This window comes from Vibrio orientalis CIP 102891 = ATCC 33934 (assembly GCF_000176235.1).
Classification (GTDB): domain Bacteria; phylum Pseudomonadota; class Gammaproteobacteria; order Enterobacterales; family Vibrionaceae; genus Vibrio; species Vibrio orientalis.
In genome coordinates this window covers 143,524-162,342 of sequence record NZ_ACZV01000001.1, presented here as the reverse complement: position 1 = coordinate 162,342, position 18,819 = coordinate 143,524, and the positions used below count along the sequence as shown (strand labels likewise).

Annotated in this window: 13 protein-coding genes, 6 tRNA genes, 3 rRNA genes and 1 riboswitch; of the genes, 19 read left to right on the top strand and 3 right to left on the bottom strand. The window is 46.8% G+C overall.

Annotated features, from left to right (window positions below):
- From VIA_RS00800 to thiH, 17 genes are all read left to right on the top strand, one after another.
- Positions 1–772 (top strand): 16S ribosomal RNA (locus VIA_RS00800); the annotation flags it as partial.
- An 88-nt stretch (positions 773–860) separates the two neighbouring features.
- Positions 861–936 (top strand) — tRNA-Glu (locus VIA_RS00795).
- A 2-nt stretch (positions 937–938) separates the two neighbouring features.
- A tRNA-Lys gene (locus VIA_RS00790) sits at positions 939–1,014 on the top strand.
- A gap of 10 nt (positions 1,015–1,024) precedes the next feature.
- Positions 1,025–1,100 (top strand) — tRNA-Ala (locus VIA_RS00785).
- 38 nt (positions 1,101–1,138) lie between these two features.
- Positions 1,139–1,214, top strand: a tRNA-Val gene (locus tag VIA_RS00780).
- A 297-nt stretch (positions 1,215–1,511) separates the two neighbouring features.
- A 23S ribosomal RNA gene (locus tag VIA_RS00775) occupies positions 1,512–4,402 on the top strand.
- Between the two features lie 87 nt (positions 4,403–4,489).
- Positions 4,490–4,606: ribosomal RNA gene (gene rrf, locus VIA_RS00770) — 5S ribosomal RNA — on the top strand.
- A 32-nt stretch (positions 4,607–4,638) separates the two neighbouring features.
- Positions 4,639–4,715: transfer RNA gene (locus VIA_RS00765), tRNA-Asp, on the top strand.
- A 62-nt stretch (positions 4,716–4,777) separates the two neighbouring features.
- Positions 4,778–4,854, top strand: a tRNA-Trp gene (locus VIA_RS00760).
- Between the two features lie 274 nt (positions 4,855–5,128).
- Positions 5,129–6,511 (top strand): multicopper oxidase domain-containing protein, encoded by a 1,383-nt coding sequence (locus tag VIA_RS00755; protein ID WP_004409782.1) that lies wholly within the window; start codon positions 5,129–5,131, stop codon positions 6,509–6,511.
- 113 nt (positions 6,512–6,624) lie between these two features.
- Positions 6,625–7,008 carry a fluoride efflux transporter CrcB gene (gene crcB / locus VIA_RS00750; RefSeq protein WP_004409779.1) on the top strand — a complete coding sequence of 128 codons (384 nt, stop codon included), beginning with the start codon at positions 6,625–6,627 and terminating at the stop codon, positions 7,006–7,008.
- Between the two features lie 68 nt (positions 7,009–7,076).
- Positions 7,077–7,175, top strand: a riboswitch (TPP riboswitch).
- 166 nt (positions 7,176–7,341) lie between these two features.
- Positions 7,342–9,282 carry a phosphomethylpyrimidine synthase ThiC gene (thiC, locus tag VIA_RS00745; protein WP_004417616.1) on the top strand — a complete coding sequence of 647 codons (1,941 nt, stop codon included), beginning with the start codon at positions 7,342–7,344 and terminating at the stop codon, positions 9,280–9,282.
- On the top strand, positions 9,282–10,682 hold the full coding sequence (locus tag VIA_RS00740; RefSeq protein WP_004409764.1) for a thiamine phosphate synthase: 1,401 nt from the start codon (positions 9,282–9,284) through the stop codon (positions 10,680–10,682). The genes thiC and VIA_RS00740 overlap by 1 nt, the downstream gene beginning before the upstream one ends.
- Position 10,683: 1 nt before the next feature.
- Positions 10,684–11,439, top strand: coding sequence for a HesA/MoeB/ThiF family protein (locus VIA_RS00735; RefSeq protein ID WP_004409762.1), 756 nt, complete (start codon positions 10,684–10,686; stop codon positions 11,437–11,439).
- Positions 11,440–11,494: 55 nt separating this feature from the next.
- On the top strand, positions 11,495–11,752 hold the full coding sequence (thiS, locus tag VIA_RS00730; RefSeq protein ID WP_004409761.1) for a sulfur carrier protein ThiS: 258 nt from the start codon (positions 11,495–11,497) through the stop codon (positions 11,750–11,752).
- Positions 11,753–11,757: 5 nt separating this feature from the next.
- Complete coding sequence (locus tag VIA_RS00725) at positions 11,758–12,525, top strand: thiazole synthase (protein WP_004409759.1); 768 nt, start codon at positions 11,758–11,760, stop codon at positions 12,523–12,525.
- A gap of 11 nt (positions 12,526–12,536) precedes the next feature.
- Positions 12,537–13,649, top strand: coding sequence for a 2-iminoacetate synthase ThiH (gene thiH, locus VIA_RS00720; protein ID WP_004409758.1), 1,113 nt, complete (start codon positions 12,537–12,539; stop codon positions 13,647–13,649).
- Between the two features lie 145 nt (positions 13,650–13,794).
- Here thiH and VIA_RS00715 read toward each other — a convergent pair whose 3' ends face one another.
- Both VIA_RS00715 and VIA_RS00710 read right to left on the bottom strand, forming a co-directional pair.
- Positions 13,795–15,585, bottom strand: a complete 1,791-nt coding sequence (locus VIA_RS00715; RefSeq protein WP_004409755.1) for an aminopeptidase P family protein — start codon at positions 15,583–15,585, stop codon at positions 13,795–13,797.
- Between the two features lie 96 nt (positions 15,586–15,681).
- Complete coding sequence (locus tag VIA_RS00710; RefSeq protein WP_004409744.1) at positions 15,682–16,623, bottom strand: LysR substrate-binding domain-containing protein; 942 nt, start codon at positions 16,621–16,623, stop codon at positions 15,682–15,684.
- A 105-nt stretch (positions 16,624–16,728) separates the two neighbouring features.
- Between VIA_RS00710 and VIA_RS00705 the strand changes: the two genes are divergently transcribed.
- Together VIA_RS00705 and tsrA are read left to right on the top strand one after the other, a co-directional pair.
- Positions 16,729–17,922 carry a multidrug effflux MFS transporter gene (locus tag VIA_RS00705; protein WP_004409742.1) on the top strand — a complete coding sequence of 398 codons (1,194 nt, stop codon included), beginning with the start codon at positions 16,729–16,731 and terminating at the stop codon, positions 17,920–17,922.
- Between the two features lie 84 nt (positions 17,923–18,006).
- On the top strand, positions 18,007–18,291 hold the full coding sequence (tsrA, locus tag VIA_RS00700) for an H-NS-like global regulator TsrA (RefSeq protein ID WP_004409741.1): 285 nt from the start codon (positions 18,007–18,009) through the stop codon (positions 18,289–18,291).
- Positions 18,292–18,331: 40 nt separating this feature from the next.
- On the opposite strand, the gene asnC is transcribed toward tsrA, so the two are convergent.
- Complete coding sequence (asnC, locus tag VIA_RS00695; RefSeq protein WP_004409740.1) at positions 18,332–18,796, bottom strand: transcriptional regulator AsnC; 465 nt, start codon at positions 18,794–18,796, stop codon at positions 18,332–18,334.
- Positions 18,797–18,819 lie beyond the last annotated feature (23 nt).

Genomic DNA, 18,819 nt, shown 5'->3' with positions numbered 1-18,819 from the left:
TGGGGAGCAAACAGGATTAGATACCCTGGTAGTCCACGCCGTAAACGATGTCTACTTGGAGGTTGTGGCCTTGAGCCGTGGCTTTCGGAGCTAACGCGTTAAGTAGACCGCCTGGGGAGTACGGTCGCAAGATTAAAACTCAAATGAATTGACGGGGGCCCGCACAAGCGGTGGAGCATGTGGTTTAATTCGATGCAACGCGAAGAACCTTACCTACTCTTGACATCCAGAGAAGCCGGAAGAGATTCTGGTGTGCCTTCGGGAACTCTGAGACAGGTGCTGCATGGCTGTCGTCAGCTCGTGTTGTGAAATGTTGGGTTAAGTCCCGCAACGAGCGCAACCCTTATCCTTGTTTGCCAGCGAGTAATGTCGGGAACTCCAGGGAGACTGCCGGTGATAAACCGGAGGAAGGTGGGGACGACGTCAAGTCATCATGGCCCTTACGAGTAGGGCTACACACGTGCTACAATGGCGCATACAGAGGGCAGCCAACTTGCGAGAGTGAGCGAATCCCAAAAAGTGCGTCGTAGTCCGGATTGGAGTCTGCAACTCGACTCCATGAAGTCGGAATCGCTAGTAATCGTGGATCAGAATGCCACGGTGAATACGTTCCCGGGCCTTGTACACACCGCCCGTCACACCATGGGAGTGGGCTGCAAAAGAAGTAGGTAGTTTAACCTTCGGGAGAACGCTTACCACTTTGTGGTTCATGACTGGGGTGAAGTCGTAACAAGGTAGCCCTAGGGGAACCTGGGGCTGGATCACCTCCTTATACGATGATTACTCACGATGAGTGTCCACACAGATTGATGGTTTATGTAGTTTAAGAGATGGAACACCCCCCAAGGTGTTCAACTAGTGTCCCGTTCGTCTAGAGGCCTAGGACACCGCCCTTTCACGGCGGTAACAGGGGTTCGACTCCCCTACGGGATACCATTGGGTCGTTAGCTCAGTTGGTAGAGCAGTTGACTTTTAATCAATTGGTCGCAGGTTCGAATCCTGCACGACCCACCATTTTCTCGATGGGGCTATAGCTCAGCTGGGAGAGCGCCTGCCTTGCACGCAGGAGGTCTGCGGTTCGATCCCGCATAGCTCCACCATTCGAGAAGCTTCTTCCTATAAGAAGTAAAACTAATATGGGCGATTAGCTCAGTTGGGAGAGCACCTGCCTTACAAGCAGGGGGTCACTGGTTCGAGCCCGGTATCGCCCACCATCTTTAAGCATTCTTACGAGTGTGTTTAAAAATGGTTTCATTAGAAATCTAGCTCTTTAACAATTTGGAAAGCTGACAAATCAACAAATTATTTGTTGATTGTAAAGTTCTCAATGTTTGTCTTTATGACAAACACCAATACAACACATTCAAGTGTTCTTGGGAATGTCACTTTTAGTGACTATTCAAAATTGAGTCCGGCAAAATCGAGTCTGCACATGTATAAAAATGCAGACAACTTTGGTTGTTTAAACAACATCCTCAAGATTCGCTTCGCGAAACTCTTTGGGGTTGTATGGTTAAGTGACTAAGCGTACACGGTGGATGCCTTGGCAGTCAGAGGCGATGAAGGACGTATTAACTTGCGATAAGCCCAGATTAGGTAGTAAAAACCACTTGAGTCTGGGATTTCCGAATGGGGAAACCCACGTGCATAAGCACGTATCATTAACTGAATACATAGGTTAATGAGGCGAACCGGGGGAACTGAAACATCTAAGTACCCCGAGGAAAAGAAATCAACCGAGATTCCGAAAGTAGCGGCGAGCGAAATTGGACTAGCCCTTAAGCTTTATATGCGTTAGACGAACGGTCTGGAAAGTCCGGCGATACAGGGTGATAGCCCCGTAGTCGACAACGCACATTCAGTGAAATCGAGTAGGGCGGGACACGTGATATCCTGTCTGAATATGGGGGGACCATCCTCCAAGGCTAAATACTACTGACTGACCGATAGTGAACCAGTACCGTGAGGGAAAGGCGAAAAGAACCCCTGTGAGGGGAGTGAAATAGAACCTGAAACCGTGTACGTACAAGCAGTAGGAGCACCTTCGTGGTGTGACTGCGTACCTTTTGTATAATGGGTCAGCGACTTATATTCAGTAGCAAGGTTAACCATCTAGGGGAGCCGTAGAGAAATCGAGTCTTAACTGGGCGTCGAGTTGCTGGATATAGACCCGAAACCAGGTGATCTAGCCATGGGCAGGTTGAAGGTTGAGTAACATCAACTGGAGGACCGAACCGACTAATGTTGAAAAATTAGCGGATGACTTGTGGCTAGGGGTGAAAGGCCAATCAAACCTGGAGATAGCTGGTTCTCCCCGAAATCTATTTAGGTAGAGCCTCGGACGAATACTACTGGGGGTAGAGCACTGTTAAGGCTAGGGGGTCATCCCGACTTACCAACCCTTTGCAAACTCCGAATACCAGTAAGTACTATCCGGGAGACACACGGCGGGTGCTAACGTCCGTCGTGGAGAGGGAAACAACCCAGACCGCCAGCTAAGGTCCCAAATTATTACTAAGTGGGAAACGATGTGGGAAGGCTTAGACAGCTAGGATGTTGGCTTAGAAGCAGCCATCATTTAAAGAAAGCGTAATAGCTCACTAGTCGAGTCGGCCTGCGCGGAAGATGTAACGGGGCTAAGTAATAAACCGAAGCTGCGGCAATGTAGTTTACTACATTGGGTAGGGGAGCGTTCTGTAAGCCGTTGAAGGTGTGTTGTAAAGCATGCTGGAGGTATCAGAAGTGCGAATGCTGACATGAGTAACGATAAAGGGGGTGAAAAACCCCCTCGCCGGAAGACCAAGGGTTCCTGTCCAACGTTAATCGGGGCAGGGTAAGTCGACCCCTAAGGCGAGGCCGAAAGGCGTAGTCGATGGGAAACGGGTTAATATTCCCGTACTTCTTATAATTGCGATGGGGGGACGGAGAAGGCTAGGTGGGCCTGGCGACGGTTGTCCAGGTTCAAGTGCGTAGGCTTAAGAGTTAGGTAAATCCGGCTCTTTTTAAGGCTGAGACACGACGTCGAGCACCTACGGGTGTGAAGTCATTGATGCCATGCTTCCAGGAAAAGCCTCTAAGCTTCAGATTATAAGGAATCGTACCCCAAACCGACACAGGTGGTCGGGTAGAGAATACCAAGGCGCTTGAGAGAACTCGGGTGAAGGAACTAGGCAAAATGGTACCGTAACTTCGGGAGAAGGTACGCTCTTGTCGGTGAAGTCCCTTGCGGATGGAGCTAACGAGAGTCGCAGATACCAGGTGGCTGCAACTGTTTATTAAAAACACAGCACTGTGCAAAATCGTAAGATGACGTATACGGTGTGACGCCTGCCCGGTGCCGGAAGGTTAATTGATGGGGTTAGACTTCGGTCGAAGCTCTTGATCGAAGCCCCGGTAAACGGCGGCCGTAACTATAACGGTCCTAAGGTAGCGAAATTCCTTGTCGGGTAAGTTCCGACCTGCACGAATGGCGTAATGATGGCCACGCTGTCTCCACCCGAGACTCAGTGAAATTGAAATCGCTGTGAAGATGCAGTGTACCCGCGGCTAGACGGAAAGACCCCGTGAACCTTTACTACAGCTTGGCACTGAACATTGACCCTACATGTGTAGGATAGGTGGGAGGCTTTGAAGACGGTACGCCAGTATCGTTGGAGCCGTCCTTGAAATACCACCCTTGTAGTGTTGATGTTCTAACATTGACCCCTGAATCGGGGTTGTGGACAGTGCCTGGTGGGTAGTTTGACTGGGGCGGTCTCCTCCCAAAGAGTAACGGAGGAGCACGAAGGTGGGCTAAACACGGTTGGACATCGTGTGGTTAGTGCAATGGCATAAGCCCGCTTGACTGCGAGAATGACAATTCGAGCAGGTGCGAAAGCAGGTCATAGTGATCCGGTGGTTCTGTATGGAAGGGCCATCGCTCAACGGATAAAAGGTACTCCGGGGATAACAGGCTGATACCGCCCAAGAGTTCATATCGACGGCGGTGTTTGGCACCTCGATGTCGGCTCATCACATCCTGGGGCTGAAGTCGGTCCCAAGGGTATGGCTGTTCGCCATTTAAAGTGGTACGCGAGCTGGGTTTAGAACGTCGTGAGACAGTTCGGTCCCTATCTGCCGTGGGCGTTGGAAGATTGAAGGGGGCTGCTCCTAGTACGAGAGGACCGGAGTGGACGAACCTCTGGTGTTCGGGTTGTGTCGCCAGACGCATTGCCCGGTAGCTAAGTTCGGAATCGATAACCGCTGAAAGCATCTAAGCGGGAAGCGAGCCCTGAGATGAGTCTTCCCTGACCCCTTGAGGGTCCTAAAGGGTTGTTCGAGACTAGAACGTTGATAGGCAGGGTGTGTAAGTGCTGCGAGGCATTGAGCTAACCTGTACTAATTGCCCGTGAGGCTTAACCATACAACACCCAAAGGGTTTTGATGGACTCAATACAAGAATATTGAATGTGTTAAGAACTTAAACAGCTTTCCGAATTTTAAGAATTTGCTTGGCGACCATAGCGATTTGGACCCACCTGACTTCCATGCCGAACTCAGAAGTGAAACGAATTAGCGCCGATGGTAGTGTGGGGTTTCCCCATGTGAGAGTAGGACATCGCCAGGCTTTAAATTTAGACTCTAGAGTCTAACCAGTGCGGAGCGGTAGTTCAGTTGGTTAGAATACCGGCCTGTCACGCCGGGGGTCGCGGGTTCGAGTCCCGTCCGCTCCGCCACTTATTTGAAGACCTCGCTTATAGCGAGGTTTTTTTGAATCTACAATTTGAAAAGATTCTACAGGGGTGTAGCTCCAATTGGCAGAGCAGCGGATTCCAAATCCGCGTGTTGGGAGTTCGAATCTCTCCACCCCTGCCATATTTAAGGCTCTAGTCGAAAGGCTGGAGCCTTTTTTGCTTTCTGGTGTTGAAGTATTCAACTGGCAGAGCAGCGGATTCCGCGACTTACCAAAAAACAGCGCGTGTTGGGAGATTGAGTTGCTTCATCTCTACCATATTAAAAGCCTTAGTCTTTCGACTAAGGCTTTTTTTGTTTAAGGATCTGGCACTCCTCAAACTTTAATCTTATTGAGAATTATTAATATCAAGGTGTTACAGTTACGAGTATAACCTACTCAGTAACCTCTAAGTTTATGAATATTTCACGTCGTCATTTCATCAAATCTAGCTTGGCTATTTCAGCGATGAGTATCTTACCAGCGTGTTCAGTAACTCGAACAGAAAGTAGTAATGGCTCCTTGGTATATGATCTTACCGCTGAGCCTACAACGGCAGAGCTCGTACCAGGTTTTCAAACCAATGTCTTAGGCTTTAATGGGCAAATACCCGCTCCAACTATCCGTTGTCGTCAGGGACAAGAGGTTACGATTAGGTTTACCAATAAGCTATCTGAGTCTACGACGATTCACTGGCATGGACTTAGAATCCCAATAGAAATGGATGGAGTGCCATTTCTTAGTCAACCCCCGATAATGCCAGGTGAAACCTTTGTCTATCGCTTTACGCCTCCTGACGCTGGCACATTTTGGTACCACCCACATATGAATAGCGTAAAGCAGCTTGGTATGGGCTTAGTTGGTTTAATTATCGTCGAAGAAGTTGTTCCTGTTGAGTTTGATGAGGAGCATGAGTTGATGCTCAAACATTGGCACCTAGATAAGCAAGGTCAGTGGAAAGACTTAATGATCCCACGTCTTAGCGCTCGTATGGGAACGCCGGGTGAGTGGAGTAGTGTCAATGGCACTCATGAGCCGACGTATACTCTTAAGGCCAACGCTACAACGCGGCTTAGAATTGCTAATGTCGATAATACAATCACTTACCCTATTGCTATAGAAGGTGTTAATGCCTGGGTGATAGCAATTGATGGAAACCCTATTAAAACGCCCGATAAGCTCATACAGCACAAGATAGGACCAGGAATGAGGGTTGATATTGCTTTTACTGCTCCGAAAGCAGGAGAGCGTGTATACGTACGTCAAATGAAAGGGCGCTTTCCATTTTCTTTGTGCGACTTTCAAGTGATCGCCTCGGATCTTCCAGATCAGCAACCGATCCCAATATTGCCTCTTAATCCGGTTCCTGCGTTAGCTCTCGATCGTGCTGAAGAAATAGACTTTGTTTTTGAATGGGAAGGTGCAGTAAGCCCAGTAGGCAAAGATGGTAAAGTGATACCTAAATTCTGGCTGACCAATAAACGCGCTTGGGAGGGGATGAGTAAAGATAATATTCCTGCACCTCTAGCGACGCTTGATCTCGGAAAGACCTATATATTTAATCTCAAGAACGTCACTCAATACCATCATCCCATTCATCTTCATGGTCATACGTTCACTGTACTTGAGTTAGATGGTAGAAAAGTGACTGAGCCGTTTCATACCGACACTGTCCTACTTGGTAAGAATGGCAGTGCGAAAGCCGCATTTGTTGCTGATAACCCAGGGCGCTGGATGTATCATTGTCATGTCATAGAGCATATGAAAACAGGGCTTATGGGGTACATCGAAGTAAAGTGACTCCTGTAACGTTTTAAATTTTCATTAGTTTATTGGGCTAGTTGTTGATTTAAACTTGTAAAAATAGGCTGGCAGACGGCTAAGATGTACAAAAATATTAACTGGAGAAAATGATGGGACAGCTTTCTATATTAGGCTTCATTGCGATTGGTGGAGCTTTTGGCGCGTGTTCACGATATTTGGTTGCTGAACTATGCGCATTACTACTAGGACGCGGATTCCCATACGGAACTCTAACGGTTAATGTCGTCGGTTCATTTATTATGGGGCTTTTGATTGCAGCTTTTGAAAATGAAATGCTCGCCACAGAACCTTGGCGTCAGATTATTGGTCTTGGCTTTCTAGGCGCTTTAACCACCTTCTCTACGTTCTCTATGGATAACGTGCTCCTTATGCAGCAAGGTGCATTTTTTAAGATGGGACTTAACGTTCTACTTAATGTCGTCCTCAGCATTTCTGCTGCTTGGATTGGCTTTCAATTGCTACTCAAAAGTTAGCACTGTTAAAAAGTGACACTTTTTTAATCAGGTCGGCTTGGTTTAACCAAGCCGATTTTATATACTGGTTCTACTTGTCGGAGTGCCATAGGGCTGAGACCGTTAATTCGGGATCCGTTGAACCTGATCAGATTAATATCTGCGAAGGGAACAAGAGAAGATATCTACACTAGAATTCTATCTAGTTTACCTATCAAATAATCGAATACCGTTATGGGGTCATTAGCGCAAGCTAACCTAGCTCATAATTCGATTCCTCTTGTCGCATCTTTCCGCCAAGCATTTTTATCCCGTTACTTTTTATCTAAGAATAACAAAGCAAGGAAAAATGCTATGTCGAGTCGCAAGCAAGCGAGACTGGAAGCAAAACAGTTTATTGATACTCTTTCGGTACAACCGTACCCAAATTCAAGCAAAGTCTATGTTGAAGGCTCACGTTCTGATATTCGCGTACCGATGCGCGAAATATCACTCGCTGATAGCCTTATTGGAGGCACAAAAGAAGCGCCTATTTTCGAGCCTAATGAGCCCGTACGCGTTTACGATACCTCTGGGGTATACACAGACCCAGAACACACCATTGACCTTTACAAGGGCCTACCTAAGCTAAGAGAAGGGTGGATTGAAGAGCGTGCCGATACTGAGTTACTTGATGAGGTAAGCTCGGTATACACCAAGGAGCGCTTAGAAGATGAAACGCTAGACGAGCTTCGTTACGGAAATCTACCTCGTATTCGACGTGCCAAAGATGGGCAGTGCGTGACTCAATTGCACTATGCTCGCAAAGGTATAATCACCCCAGAAATGGAATATATCGCCCTGCGTGAAAATATGGGGCGCGCTCAATACCGTGATGAAGTGCTGAATCAACAGCATCCGGGTCAAAGCTTCGGAGCGAATCTTCCAAAAGACATTACCGCTGAGTTTGTGCGTAAAGAAGTCGCCGAAGGTCGCGCGATTATCCCTTCTAATATTAACCACCCAGAATCCGAACCAATGATCATTGGGCGTAACTTTTTGGTCAAAGTGAACGCCAACATCGGTAACTCATCGGTCACTTCTTCGATTGAGGAAGAAGTAGAGAAGCTCGTGTGGGCGACGCGTTGGGGTGGGGATACCGTTATGGACCTTTCTACTGGACGTAATATTCACGAAACTCGCGAGTGGATTCTGCGTAATAGTCCAGTTCCGATTGGTACTGTACCTATGTACCAAGCGCTTGAGAAAGTGAATGGTGTTGCCGAAAACCTTAACTGGGAAGTGATGCGCGATACTCTGATTGAGCAAGCTGAGCAGGGTGTTGACTATTTCACTATCCATGCCGGTTTACTACTTCGCTATGTGCCAATGACTGCAAAACGCGTTACTGGTATCGTTTCTCGTGGTGGTTCTATCATTGCGAAATGGTGTTTAGCGCATCACCAAGAAAGCTTCTTATACACCCACTTTCGAGAGATCTGTGAAATCTGTGCTAAGTATGATGTGGCACTTTCTCTCGGTGATGGTCTGCGTCCTGGTTCGGTTGCCGATGCTAACGATGAAGCGCAATTTGCTGAGCTTCGCACCCTTGGTGAGTTGACCAAGATTGCTTGGGAATACGACGTACAAGTCATTATCGAAGGTCCTGGCCATGTTCCAATGCACATGATCAAAGAGAACATGGAAGAGCAATTAGAGCATTGTCATGAAGCACCGTTCTACACGCTTGGTCCACTGACGACAGACGTCGCTCCTGGCTACGATCATATTACTTCAGGTATTGGTGCCGCCATGATTGGTTGGTATGGCTGTGCGATGCTTTGTTATGTAACACCAAAAGAGCACCTAGGCTTACCAAACAAAGAAGACGTGAAGGTAGGCATGATCACCTACAAGCTTGCTGCACACGCTGCTGATTTAGCTAAGGGACACCCTGGTGCACAAGTTCGAGATAACGCGCTTTCTAAAGCTCGCTTCGAGTTCCGTTGGGAAGATCAATTCAACTTGTCACTCGACCCTGAAACCGCTCGTACTTTCCATGATGAAACCCTACCGCAAGAGTCGGGTAAGGTTGCCCATTTTTGTTCGATGTGTGGTCCTAAGTTCTGTTCAATGAAGATCTCTCAAGAAGTTAGAGAGTATGCGAAAGACACTGAGCAAGTTGCTGCGGACCAAGCAATCTCAATCAAAATGCTTGATGACCCACTTGAAGGTATGCGTCAAAAATCGCAAGAATTTAGAGAAACGGGCTCTGAGCTATACCACCCAGCAGCACATGCCGAGGTCAGTGATTAATGAGCAAAATCCTTATTCCGTCATCATTGATTGAACTAACCGGTTTAGTTCAACAATGCTTGTTGTTGGCGAAAGAGCAGGGTTTTTGCATCGAAGATTTTGAGTTGGGTGTTAGCCCAACTCAATCTATTCAGCTTGTTCGCGACCAACAGATTACACACATAACGACTGATCTTATCGATGGGTATGATTCTGAACCTGAGTGTTCACTTGCGCTTTATTATCGCTCAGCGTTGTCGGTGGAAGCGTGTGCAAGGCAACCATCGAAAACAATTTTTATTGGTATTGCTGATAGCCAGGTTTCCGGTGAAAAGGACGAAGCGCTTTATCTAGATATCTGGCGTCACCCAATTAATGATGAAGTGAGAGCGCTTTCTGTTAAGTTCAAAGTCAACGCAATGTTCGATCCTGAACATCACCTTGCTTGGATAGTAACGCTGATAGTACTCGATTTTCCTATCGAAGATGCGTTAACACTTGCTCGAGGAATGCTAACTCAACAAGCGAATGTTTCACGTGAAACATTATTGAGTGACAGCCTTGACGAAGGAAGGTCTACATTATGGGCTGACCAATTTGATGATTTCCCAACCCCAGTATTGGAAGATAACCGACTTGGCATTCAAGTAGGATGGTCTGCACAAGGAGAGGACGTCAACTTTCCAACCCTAACCAAACAAGGTCTAGGGCTCTACCCAGTTGTTGATGATGTTGCTTGGATCGAGAGTTTGCTACCTTTAGGTATTAGTACCATTCAACTGCGAATCAAGAACCCTCTGCGAGCCGATTTAGAACAACAGATCATTCGAGCAATTGAGCTAGGTCGGCAGTACAAGGCGCAAGTGTTTATCAATGACTATTGGCAGTTAGCGATTAAACATGGGGCTTACGGTGTTCACCTAGGACAAGAAGACATAGAAGAATCGAATTTAGCTCAGCTAACCAAAGCCGGTATCTGTCTCGGTCTTTCTACTCATGGTTATTACGAGCTACTGCGCATCGTACAAATTCACCCTAGCTACATCGCGCTAGGGCATATTTTCCCAACCACCACAAAACAGATGCCATCTAAACCACAAGGTTTAGTTCGCTTGGCGTTGTACCAAAAGTTAATTGATAGCATTCCTTATGGAAACACAGAGCGTGCTTTCCGTTCTTCAAAAGACAAAGCAGTGAGTGGCGATTTACTCGGTTTTCCGACGGTCGCAATTGGTGGCATTGACCAATCTAATGCTGACCAAGTTTGGCAAACGGGCGTTTCTAGCTTGGCAGTCGTGCGTGCTATTACGTTGGCAGAATCAGCTCAGTCCGTTATCGAGTTTTTTGCACAACTGATGAAGGAAAGACAGCTAACGTTTACTGATCAGAATAGTGAATTGGCGGATACCAAGAGAGGCTAGCATGCTCACGGATAAGCAATTTCTCCGATACCGACGTCAAATAGCTTTGCCAGAAATAGCTGAAAATGGACAAGAGCAGTTGAGCAAGTCGCATGTGCTGATCATTGGTTGTGGTGGGCTAGGTAGCGCAGCGAGTTTGTATTTAGCTGCGGCTGGTATCGGCAAGCTAGTGGTCGTTGATGATGACGAGGTAGATAGCAGCAACTTACAGAGGCAAGTGATCTATCGTGAACAAGACCTCCAAGTAGCGAAAACCGAGGCGACAGTAAGGCATCTCGCTGAGCTCAACCCTATGGTTCGAGTACGTGCGATAACTAAACGGCTGGAAAAAGCTCAACTTAAATTGGAGGTTATGCTGGCAGATGTGGTTCTCGACTGCAGTGACAATATGCAGACTAGACAGCTTATCAATCAAGTCTGCTTTGAAAGTAGTACACCATTAGTTTCCGCTGCTGCAATTGGCTGGCAAGGGCAGTTTGCTGTGTTTGATTATCAAGGGGCTGATGAGGACAAGGCGTGTTATCGCTGCCTTTATCCTTTTGATGAGCTCAAACAAGTTAACAGTTGCACTGATAGTGGTGTTGTTGGTCCGGTGGTAGGTACTCTTGGTAATTACCAAGCTCTCGCTGCTATTCAAAGGCTATCGACAGGAATGTTTCACGTGAAACCATTTCAATTGCATCTATTTGATGGGCTACGAATGCAGTGGCAAACCATGCAGATACAGAAAGATAAGCAATGCCAAGTTTGCGCTTAGCCATAGGGCCGCATCCATCTTTACCTAATATCGAACAATATGAGAGTCGCAAGCAATGACATCATCGTTACAACAATCAACTACACCAGAGTTTGCTGCTGATACAGGTGTGATAACCATTGCTATTAACGAGCAATCACACCAAGTTGCAACTGGTTCGAATCTACAGCAAATCATCAGTCAATTTGAACTTCCTGAAATTGGCTGTGTTTTTGCAATCAACAATAATGTTGTGCCGCGCAGTGAGTGGGCGAGCACAGTACTTTCACAGGGAGATAGTATCTCTCTGTTTCAAGCGATCGCAGGGGGCTAACGTCGATGCTAAAAATTGGAGATAAACAATTCAAATCGCGACTGTTCACGGGCACAGGAAAATTTGCTAATAGCCAGTTGATGGCTAAAGCGATTCAAGTGTCAGGGTCGCAACTGGCTACCATGGCTTTGAAGCGTGTAGATATTAATGACCAACAAGATGATATTTTGCGGCCACTAGTTGAATCCGGCGTTAACTTGCTACCCAATACATCAGGTGCAAAGAATGCCAAGGACGCAGTATTTGCTGCTCAGCTTGCGCGCGAGGCATTGGGTACCAACTGGCTAAAACTTGAAATTCACCCAGATCCGAAATATTTAATGCCCGATCCAATAGAGACTCTTGCCGCGGCAGAACAACTGGTACTTCAGGGGTTTATTGTACTTCCTTACTGTCATGCAGACCCAGTTTTGTGTAAGCGCTTAGAAGAAGTTGGCTGTGCAGCAGTAATGCCGTTGGGCGCGCCTATCGGATCCAACAAAGGCGTTGTTTCTCACGACTTCCTAGAGATCATCATCGACCAAGCCAATGTTCCAGTAGTTGTAGATGCGGGCATTGGTGCACCTTCTCATGCGGCGCGTGCGATGGAAATGGGCGCAGATGCCGTACTGGTAAATACCGCAATTGCTGCGTCGAGCGATCCCGTAGCGATGGCGAAGGCATTTAAGATGGCGGTAGAATCAGGTCGTATGGCGTATGAAGCGGGTCTTGCTGGTAAGGTGTCTCACGCTGTTGCATCGAGCCCACTGACTTCCTTTTTGGATGAGCTATAAGTGAGGTGTTCATGAGTTTCGTCGAACAGTTTAAACAGCTCAATTGGGACGATATCTCGATGTCGATTTACGCCAAAACCGAGCAAGACGTCGTGCGCGCATTGAATAAACCCAAGCGTGACTTGGAAGATTTTAAAGCACTAATTTCACCTGCTGCGGAACCTTACTTGGAGCAAATGGCGCAGTTGTCATACTCGGCAACTCGCAAGCGTTTTGGTAATACCATGTCGCTTTATATTCCATTGTACCTTTCTAACTTGTGCGCTAACGCTTGTACGTATTGTGGCTTTTCGATGGAGAATAGAATCAAACGCCGCACGCTTAATAAAGACGAAGTTATTGCTGAAGTAGAAGCCATTAAACGCATGAAGTTTGATAGTGTGCTATTGGTAACTGGGGAGCATGAAACCAAAGTTGGGATGAAGTATTTCCGCGACATGGTGCCAACGATTAAGCAACGTTTTAATTATTTGGCGATGGAGGTTCAACCTCTAGACCAAAGCGATTACGCAGAGCTTAAGACTCTCGGTTTGGATGCGGTGATGGTGTATCAAGAAACCTATCACCCCTCGACTTATGCCGAGCACCATCTTCGTGGTAATAAGATGGATTTTGAATACCGCTTGGATACGCCAGATCGTTTAGCAAAAGCAGGTATTGATAAGATTGGTATAGGTGCCTTGATTGGACTGGAAGAGTGGCGCGCTGACTGCTTTTACGTCGCCGCTCATTTGGATTATCTTGAACGAACCTATTGGCAAACGCGTTACTCAATTTCTTTTCCGCGTTTACGTCCTTGCGAAGGTGGTCTTCAACCAAAGTCGGTCATGAGTGACAAACAGCTGGTACAATTGATTTGCGCCTATCGCTTATTAAACCCTGAAGTTGAACTGTCACTATCGACTCGCGAGTCGGCAACATTTAGGGACAATGTTCTTCCTTTGGGGGTGACCAGTATGTCGGCTGCATCGAAAACTCAGCCTGGTGGGTACGCGATGGATGATGTTGAACTAGAGCAATTTGAAATCAGTGATGAGCGCAGCGCTGGCTCAGTGGAAGGTATGATTCGCGCAAAAGGGTTTGACCCGGTATGGCGCGATTGGCATTCGGCATATTCTGGCTAAAATATATTGGGTTAGACAAACTCGATGTTTCACGTGAAACATAAACAAAGAAAAGAGGGTTGATGTAAAACATCAACCCTCTACTTTTTCTAGCTTCTAGCTTCTAGCTTCTAGCTTCTAGCTTCTAGCTTCTAGCTTCTAGCTTCTAGCTGTGTGCTAAAGGTAGTGTTGCTTGACGCAGCCACTCTTTCACTTCACTTTCTACAAGTGGGCTGATTTCATCCCATACTTTTTGATGGTAATCATTCAGCCAAGCAAGCTCTGGACGAGTGAGCATATCCACATTAATGTTGCGCTTGTCGATTGGGCAGCGTGTTAGCGACTCAAACGACAGAACAGGGAAGTCACCATTTGTTGGTGTTTCGACAACAAGCTCTAGGTTTTCAATACGGATACCAAACGCATCTGCACGGTAGTAACCTGGCTCGTTGGACAGCACCATACCTTCTGTTAGAGGCACGTCGATTTGCTTCTTCGAAATGCTCGCTGGGCCTTCATGAACACTTAGGAAGTGACCAACGCCATGCCCCGTGCCGTGGTCATAGTCGTAACCTTCAGCCCATAGGTGCTGACGAGCTAGCGTATCGATTTGGTAACCACGAGTGCCTTTCGGGAAGCGTGCACGAGCAACCCCAATATGACCTTTTAGAGCAAGAGTGAACTGCTTAATCATTTCTTGTGAAGGCTGACCGATCGCGATAGTACGTGTGATGTCGGTAGTACCATCTAGGTATTGACCGCCTGAATCAACTAGGTAAAGCGTGTTCAGCTCGAGCTGACCTGGCTCAGGTTGGTTCTCGTGATTGTAGTGACACATTGCGGCGTTTCCGCCCGCTGCTGAAATGGTATCGAAGCTGAGATCCATTAGCGTAGGGTCTTCGCTACGGAATGCTTCCAGTTTGTCAGCCAGTGTTGCTTCATCATGCAGATTACCTGCAACGACCTCTGCATCTAACCAACACAGGAACTTACTCATCGCAACGCCATCGCGGATATGACATGCTTTCATGCCTGCGATTTCAACTGAGTTCTTCGCCGCTTTTGGCATTAGACATGGGTCCGCTTTACTTACTACAGATGCTCCGGCGTTTTGTAGAACCAGCTTAAACCATGCGTTGCTTGTCGTAGGGTCAACTAGCACTTTTTTACCGGTTAGGGTTTCAAGTCGTGCTTGCAATGCTTCTGGGTGATGTACTGTTACACCCGCACCTACGTGAGTATCGAACTCTGTTGGTAGGCGAGCGGGATCCAAGAAATATTCAACAGTTGAATCTGAATGCAGAATCGCGTGAGAAAGCAGTACTGGTAGACGTGATACATCAAGACCACGAACGTTGAGCAGCCAGCAGATAGAATCAAGCGCGGTGATCACTGCGCTGTCTGCGCCAGCTTTTTTAACCAGCTGTGCGATTTCTTGGCGTTTACTGTCGCTTGATTGACCTACGGCTTCGGTTGCCATCAAACGAACATCAGAAACCACAGGTGCAGGGCGATCGTGCCACAGTTCGTCTATAGGGTTACTGTCTAGAATCTTTAGCTCAAGTGAACTAGCTAGTTTGGCTTGCGCGATATCGAGCCAGGCTGAGTTATGCATACGTGGGTCGATTGCAACAGATGCGCCGCTTTCAAGAGTGTCCTTAATCCAATCTAATGCAGGTTCTTCAATCAGGTGACGGTACTCGAATAGATCGGCAGGAACTTGCTTTGTTACTTGTACTGTGTAGCGACCATCAACAAAAATTGCTGCTTTATCTTGCGTGATAACGGCCGCTCCGGCAGAACCAGTAAAACCTGTTAGCCAGTGTAAACGCTCGTTATGCGCTGGTACGTATTCACCTAAATACTCGTCTTCATGGGGAACAAGCAGGGCATCAATATTGTTGTTTGCAAGCCACTCGCGAATTGCGGCTAGGCGCTGCTCAGTATTAGTTAGCATCTGTGTTAATCCTTCATTATGGTTATGGCGTCCATTACAACGTTATGCCACCTGGACGATGTCAATAAGCTACTCTTTTTACCGGCGGGCTGCAAACTATCTCAGTGCGGTGGTTTTATCTTTAATTATCTGACGTAACCAAGAGAGTGCGGGATCATTTTCTCGGTCTCTGTGCCAGAATAGCGTGTAAGCCATCGGAGGAAACTCCATTGGCAATGGCAGTACGGTTAGGTCGAGTTGTTTAGACGCCAATTTAACGAAGTGGCTTGGCGCAGTGAAAACGAAATCCGTATAGGAACAGAGGCTTGCCGCGCTATTAAAGTCAGGCACCGTGATCGCAATGTCACGCTCTTTGCCGTAGTCCGCGAGACGATAATCCAACAGCCAACGTTCATTGCCATCACAACGCACTTGAACATGACGTTGAGCTAGATAGTTCTCTAAATTCCAGTTTTGGCCTAATGCTGGGTGGTCTTTTCGGACTAAACACATTTGATTATCACGATAGATCTCTTGCTCGCAAATATCGCTGGGTGGCAGCATGGTCAACTTGGCATCATTAATATCGATATCTTTACCTGTGATGCCGAGATCTATTTCACCTCGTTGTATCTGACGAAACGTCTCTTCGGACCAAGCATGGGTGGCGATGGTTACTTGTGGTGCACGTTTAAATATCTGTGGCAAAAAGTGCGGCAAGATTAACGGATAGACACTTTCTACAGCGGCAATTTGATAGCGGTAATCACTTGAGCTAGGTGAAAACTCTTCAGGTTGAGTCAGTTGCTCAAGTTGATGGATGAGCACTTCAAGCTTAGGTTTGAGAAACAGCGCTTTAGGTGTAGGTTTCAAACCGTGTGCGTGTCGGACAAACAGCGGATCATCGAATTGTGTACGCAACTTAGCGAGGTTTTTACTGACGGCTGATTGGCTTAAGCAGAGTCGGTGAGCAGCCCGAGTGACATTGAGTTCTTCAAGCAGGACACGTAAACATACCAGCAAATTGAGGTCGAGGCGTGCGAGCTTTTCAATATTCATTAGAAATTCCCATATAGAATAACTTTGATGACTATTCGTCATTGGATGGCATATCTAGTTTAGCTTACTATGTCGCCAAATTCATCTTGTGCAGCGGAGTAGTAAGTGCAAACGGCAAACCAATATGTTCCAAAGAAATCGCAACTGGTGTTACTGACACTGTTGGTTTTATTCAGTCCATTAGCGATTGATATTTATCTGCCTGCATTGCCTATGATCTCATCAACGTTTCACGTGGAACACGCGTTAGCACAAGATACGATCACATGGTTTCTATTTGCTATGGGTGTTGGCCAGCTATTTGCTGGACCTTTAGCAGATAAACTCGGACGTCGAACTGTTGCATTGGGCGGTGTCAGCATCTATGCAGTGAGCGCTTTATTGGCGTGGAGTGCTCAAAATATTGAATGGATGTTGGTGTCTCGACTGCTACAAGGCTTAGGTGCATGCGCGACATCAGTAGCAGCCTTTGCAACAGTTCGCGATATTTTTGGACCACAAAAAAGTGGCAAGATGATTAGCTACCTCAACGGGGCAATCTGCTTTATACCCGCGTTAGCTCCTATTCTTGGTAGTTGGTTGACTCAACAATTTGGCTGGCGTTCCAATTTCAGCTTTATGGCCGGCTTTGCGGTGGTCGTGTTGGTGTTCTTATGGCTAGGTTTGAAAGAGACCAATCCGCAATTGAGTAAAGAGCCAGTTTTCAAACTTCATCGTTACTTAGATGTCGTTAAAACGCCTTCGTTCGTGTTCCATGCATCGCTATGTATGTTGGCAATGGCGGTAATCCTTGGCTACGTGACCTCTGCGCCAGTAGTTCTGATGGAAAACTTAGGCCTAAGCATGAATGAGTTCACCTTCTGGTTTGGGATTAATGCGGCAATCAATATCGTAGCATGTATGAGTGCGCCTAAGTTTATGGACAAGTTTGGCACCCATTGGGCGCTAACAGTCGGAATCGTGACTTTAGCATTAGCTGGTATGGCTATGTTGTCACTAGCGACGCAAGCGACGCCACTTGCCTTTATGCTACCAATCTTTATGTCGTCAATTGGCTTTGCATGGATTTTAGGAGCTGCGGCAGGTAAAGCGCTTGCACCATTTGGTGACAAAGCGGGCACTGCAGCGGCACTATTGGGCCTATTTCAAATGAGTGGTTCAGGACTGGTGGTTGGTAGTGTCCAACGCTTAGGTATGGAACCACAAGTGATGATTGCAACCTTGATGCTCATTGTGACTCCAGCCTTGATGATCTTATGGTCGAAGTCAGGTAAGACATGGCATCACGCAACGGCCTAACAAAGCGGAAATGCGCTTTGCTAATTAAATGAAACGCTGTATATTTGAGCTTCTTATATCGAAATCTGTGGATAAATCACAACGATGTCAATGACAGCATACGAGATGGCTCGTGTTATGGAGCAACTAGACGACGCTCCAGAAAAACTCATGTTTGGTAAGGTTCTTAATGAGCTAGGCAACCAAAGCGCTGAGCGTATTCAAAGCGCCGCTAAGCAAGTTCCTTTACCAGTTTTACGTGATATGGTTTATCAGTTTCAACAGGTGATTGAGTCGCGCAAAGACGAGCAAGTTGAATCATTAGCTAAAGAGATCGCTCAACAAGGTATTTCTGTTGAGGATTTAAAGCAGTACTTGGCCTCAAAATAGATTTCTAATCTGATAAAAAAGCTCGCTACGGCGAGTTTTTTTATGGGTTAACGTTACGGTTAATCGGGTTTTGCAATGAGATGAGGGTTTCTGTTGATTGGACTTCATCAATTGCTTGCAGCTTATCGATTAGGACGTATTGCAGTTCTTCAATCGAGCGACACATTAACTTGACGAAAATGTTGTATGCTCCAGTGGTGTAATACGCTTCAACCACTTCTTCCAAAGCATTTAGTTTTTCTAGCGCAGAGTGATAATCACGAGCCGCGTTAAGGTTGATACCAATAAAGCAACATACGTCGTAGCCAAGCTTTTTGGTATCGACGATGACCTCCGTCCCTTGGATAATATCGGCTGACTTCATTTTCTCTATTCGGACGTGAATCGTCGCAGGGCTGACCTCGAACTGTTTGGCCATTTCGGCATACGGAGTACGAGCATCCTCCATCAACGTTTTGAGTATCGCCTTATCAAGATCATCGAGCTTTACGTTTTGCGTGTGCATAGAACTCCTTATTGCTCACGTTA

Excerpts from the sequence above, each read along its gene's own strand:
- VIA_RS00755 (WP_004409782.1), top strand. The coding sequence starts at position 5,129 with ATGAATATTTCACGTCGTCATTTCATCAAATCTAGCTTGGCTATTTCA.
- crcB (WP_004409779.1), top strand. The coding sequence starts at position 6,625 with ATGGGACAGCTTTCTATATTAGGCTTCATTGCGATTGGTGGAGCTTTT.
- thiC (WP_004417616.1), top strand. The coding sequence starts at position 7,342 with ATGTCGAGTCGCAAGCAAGCGAGACTGGAAGCAAAACAGTTTATTGAT.
- VIA_RS00740 (WP_004409764.1), top strand. The coding sequence starts at position 9,282 with ATGAGCAAAATCCTTATTCCGTCATCATTGATTGAACTAACCGGTTTA.
- VIA_RS00735 (WP_004409762.1), top strand. The coding sequence starts at position 10,684 with ATGCTCACGGATAAGCAATTTCTCCGATACCGACGTCAAATAGCTTTG.
- thiS (WP_004409761.1), top strand. The coding sequence starts at position 11,495 with ATGACATCATCGTTACAACAATCAACTACACCAGAGTTTGCTGCTGAT.
- VIA_RS00725 (WP_004409759.1), top strand. The coding sequence starts at position 11,758 with ATGCTAAAAATTGGAGATAAACAATTCAAATCGCGACTGTTCACGGGC.
- thiH (WP_004409758.1), top strand. The coding sequence starts at position 12,537 with ATGAGTTTCGTCGAACAGTTTAAACAGCTCAATTGGGACGATATCTCG.
- VIA_RS00715 (WP_004409755.1), bottom strand. The coding sequence starts at position 15,585 with ATGCTAACTAATACTGAGCAGCGCCTAGCCGCAATTCGCGAGTGGCTT.
- VIA_RS00710 (WP_004409744.1), bottom strand. The coding sequence starts at position 16,623 with ATGAATATTGAAAAGCTCGCACGCCTCGACCTCAATTTGCTGGTATGT.
- tsrA (WP_004409741.1), top strand. The coding sequence starts at position 18,007 with ATGTCAATGACAGCATACGAGATGGCTCGTGTTATGGAGCAACTAGAC.
- asnC (WP_004409740.1), bottom strand. The coding sequence starts at position 18,796 with ATGCACACGCAAAACGTAAAGCTCGATGATCTTGATAAGGCGATACTC.